Origin of the sequence: Aquiflexum sp., assembly GCF_041751335.1 — a bacterium.
In the GTDB taxonomy this organism is placed as follows: Bacteria; Bacteroidota; Bacteroidia; order Cytophagales; family Cyclobacteriaceae; genus Aquiflexum.
In genome coordinates, this window is record NZ_JBGSXS010000444.1 from 1 (window position 1) to 2800 (window position 2800).

Consider the following 2800-nt stretch of genomic DNA (forward strand, 5'->3'; position numbering starts at 1 on the left):
CCCACAACCATTTCTGCACGGCCTTTGGAGATCAGGTCTAGGGTGGCATAGTTCTGAAAGATCCTTACAGGATCTGCAGCGCTAAGTACGGTGACTGCACTCGTCAGGATAATTCTTTTGGTTTTTGCTGCAGCTGCAGCCAAAATAATGGAAGGTGCCGAATCTAAAAATTCTTTTCGGTGATGTTCCCCAATCCCAAAGACATCCAATCCCATGGCATCAGCAAATTCAATTCTCTCCAAAAGTTCCGAAAGTGCTAATGCGCTGTTTTCGTTTTTATTTTTTCCATCCCCGATGGAAGCTGCGGCAAAACTGTCAATTCCAATTTGCATGTTTTTTTTTTAGACGTGAGATATGAGACGTGAGATATGAGAAGCGAGAGCCGAGAAACGAGAAGCGAGAAATAAGAAATAAGAACCAAGAAACAAAGCCTGTCCCGAGTATCGGGGAGGTAAGAGCCAAGAATCAAGAAGCGAGAGCCTAGAATCGAGAGGAAGGTGAATTCAAATCGTAACACGATCACTTTCAGTCCTAAAATCTATAATCTACCTTCATCCCTCATCCTTACCTCTGCCCTAATCTAAATTCTAAAATCTAAATTCTAAAATCCTTTTCACCTTCATCCTTTCTCCTTTATCCCTTTTAAAACCACCCGCTCACCTTATTAATCACCTCTGACCAGGAACGGGGGTTTCGAAGTGGACCGCCGATTTGTTCTTTTAAGAAATCTATGTGTTTTTCATTGATGAGGTCAATGGTTTTTTGTTTTGCCTCTTTATCTGTGGATTTTCTTCTGGATCCTTCTCTGATTCTATAATAAAAGCCTGTAATAGGAAGCTTGACCACTTCTCCGCCTGATTTCAGCATATTGATCCAAAATTCCCAATCCTCCCATCCCCAGGTCATTCTGGCATCATAGCCGCCACATTTTTCCCAATTGCTTTTTCTGTATAAAGCGGAAACAAAGATCATGTTGTCCAATGCCAGGCCTTTTTTGGAAAAAGGTTTGAGTTTCCAATTCCCTGATTTGTTCCCGAATTTTTCGGCCTCACAGTAAACCACTTTGACATCTTGATTCTTTTCGAGTATATCAACTGCTAATTTGATGTAATCCTCACTGATTTTATCATCACCATCAAGTGGTAGAATATATTTCCCACTTGCTGCTTTGATGCCGACATTTCTCGCATTTGCTGGACCTGCATTTTCTTGCATGATGACGTGGATAATATCAGGGTATTTCTCATGTATTTTGAGTGCAACTTTTGCTGAATGATCATGACTGCCATCATCAACGATAATTATCTCGAAATTGGGATACTTGTTGTTCAAAACCGAATCAACAGCTTCTTCCAAAAAAGGAGCTTGATTGTAACAAGGTACTATAACACTGACTAATGGAAACATAGATGCTGTCATTGAGGATGGCTAAAGACCAAAAATAATTCCAATCTGAGGAATAATCCATGTGAATGCGCATTAAATGTATTGTGTACCCAAAATAATTACGCAAATACACAAAAAACTCTAAACTTCATTTCGATTGTGAAAGAAAATCTAAATAAAAACAGGTTTTTGAAGCATCAAAGATTTTTCAAAATCTTTTTCTAAATCAAACATTGAGGTATGACTGTGATGTTCGTTCATTAGATTTTCAAGCGATTTTCTGGAGTTTTTAATTTCAAGACTGTATTTTCTGTACTCCAAAAAACTTTGAAGAATCCAGAAATTCCCGATTAAAAATTTCGGAATAACTTCAAAAAAGAACATCTGCATTTTCCAAAAAGGAAGATGTTTACTTTCGGTATGAATGGCGTGTAACAACATCCTATTTCGGAAATAAATAGATTTCATTTTCCTTTTTTTACAAGCACTTTTGATAGTGTGGCACCCCAGATGATAGCAAATAGACTTATGTTCATAATAGGATTTCCAGCCCACCCTCCAAGCCCTCAATCCAAGGTCGAGGTCTTCGGAATAAAAGGGAGTAAAGATTTCATCAAAGCCTCCCAATTCCCTCATTTTTACTGTCACTACCAATGAATTTGCGCCAGACAAAAAAACAGTCGTCGTTGTTTTTTGATTTGAGTCAGTTGAATAGAATTGTTTATTGACTTTGAGTTTAAAACCTTTGATTTCAGGTAATTTGGCTGCTCCCTCTATTCTATTTCCATCAGGGGTCAGCATTCTTCCCATTACACCAAATGTATCTTCATGTTGAAAGTAATGCCATTGGTTGCTGAAATAAGATGGAGTTAATTTGACATCTGAGTTTAAAAACAAAGAAAGGTCATATTGGGCGGCTTCAAGACCCTTATTACATGTGTAGGAAAAACCTTTATTGACTTTATTTTGAAGAACAATTACTTGCGGGAAATTTTGCTTTAAAAATTCAACTGATCCATCAGTTGACGCGTCATCCACTACAATTATTTCATATGGTACTCCCTCATGTTTAATTGCCTCGATGGTAAAAGGCAGATACTGCTCTAATAATTTTTGGCCATTAAAATTGGGGATGATGATGGAGACAGATTTTTTAAAACTCATAAATGAAAGTTATAATCACTATAAACATATTTGATAAAACGCAACAAAGTTTTGATAAACGGACAGTGAATTTAAAAAATAAAATTGTCTTTTACTTTTTTTGTAAAAAATATATTTCTAAATAATTTTTTTGATAAAAAAATAAATTAAAAATTATAAATAATGAAATCAAATTTTTACATTCCAAGTTATGTAAAATCCTAATTCAACTTTTGTCATTAGTTATGTATATATTTTTTACCTTTGTTTC

Annotated in this window: 3 protein-coding genes; all 3 read right to left on the reverse strand. The window is 35.9% G+C overall.

The window, feature by feature from the left end; genetic code table 11:
• On the reverse strand, nucleotides 1–332 hold a 332-nt coding region (locus ACEW8U_RS23250; RefSeq protein ID WP_373524448.1), incomplete at its 3' end, for an LLM class flavin-dependent oxidoreductase.
• Between the two features lie 310 nt (nucleotides 333–642).
• Nucleotides 643–1407, reverse strand: a complete 765-nt coding sequence (locus ACEW8U_RS23255) for a glycosyltransferase family 2 protein (protein ID WP_373524449.1) — start codon at nucleotides 1405–1407, stop codon at nucleotides 643–645.
• A 150-nt stretch (nucleotides 1408–1557) separates the two neighbouring features.
• On the reverse strand, nucleotides 1558–2550 hold the full coding sequence (locus ACEW8U_RS23260) for a glycosyltransferase family 2 protein (RefSeq protein WP_373524450.1): 993 nt from the start codon (nucleotides 2548–2550) through the stop codon (nucleotides 1558–1560).
• Nucleotides 2551–2800: the final 250 nt, after the last annotated feature.

Excerpts from the sequence above, each read along its gene's own strand:
- ACEW8U_RS23255 (WP_373524449.1), bottom strand. The coding sequence starts at position 1,407 with ATGTTTCCATTAGTCAGTGTTATAGTACCTTGTTACAATCAAGCTCCT.
- ACEW8U_RS23260 (WP_373524450.1), bottom strand. The coding sequence starts at position 2,550 with ATGAGTTTTAAAAAATCTGTCTCCATCATCATCCCCAATTTTAATGGC.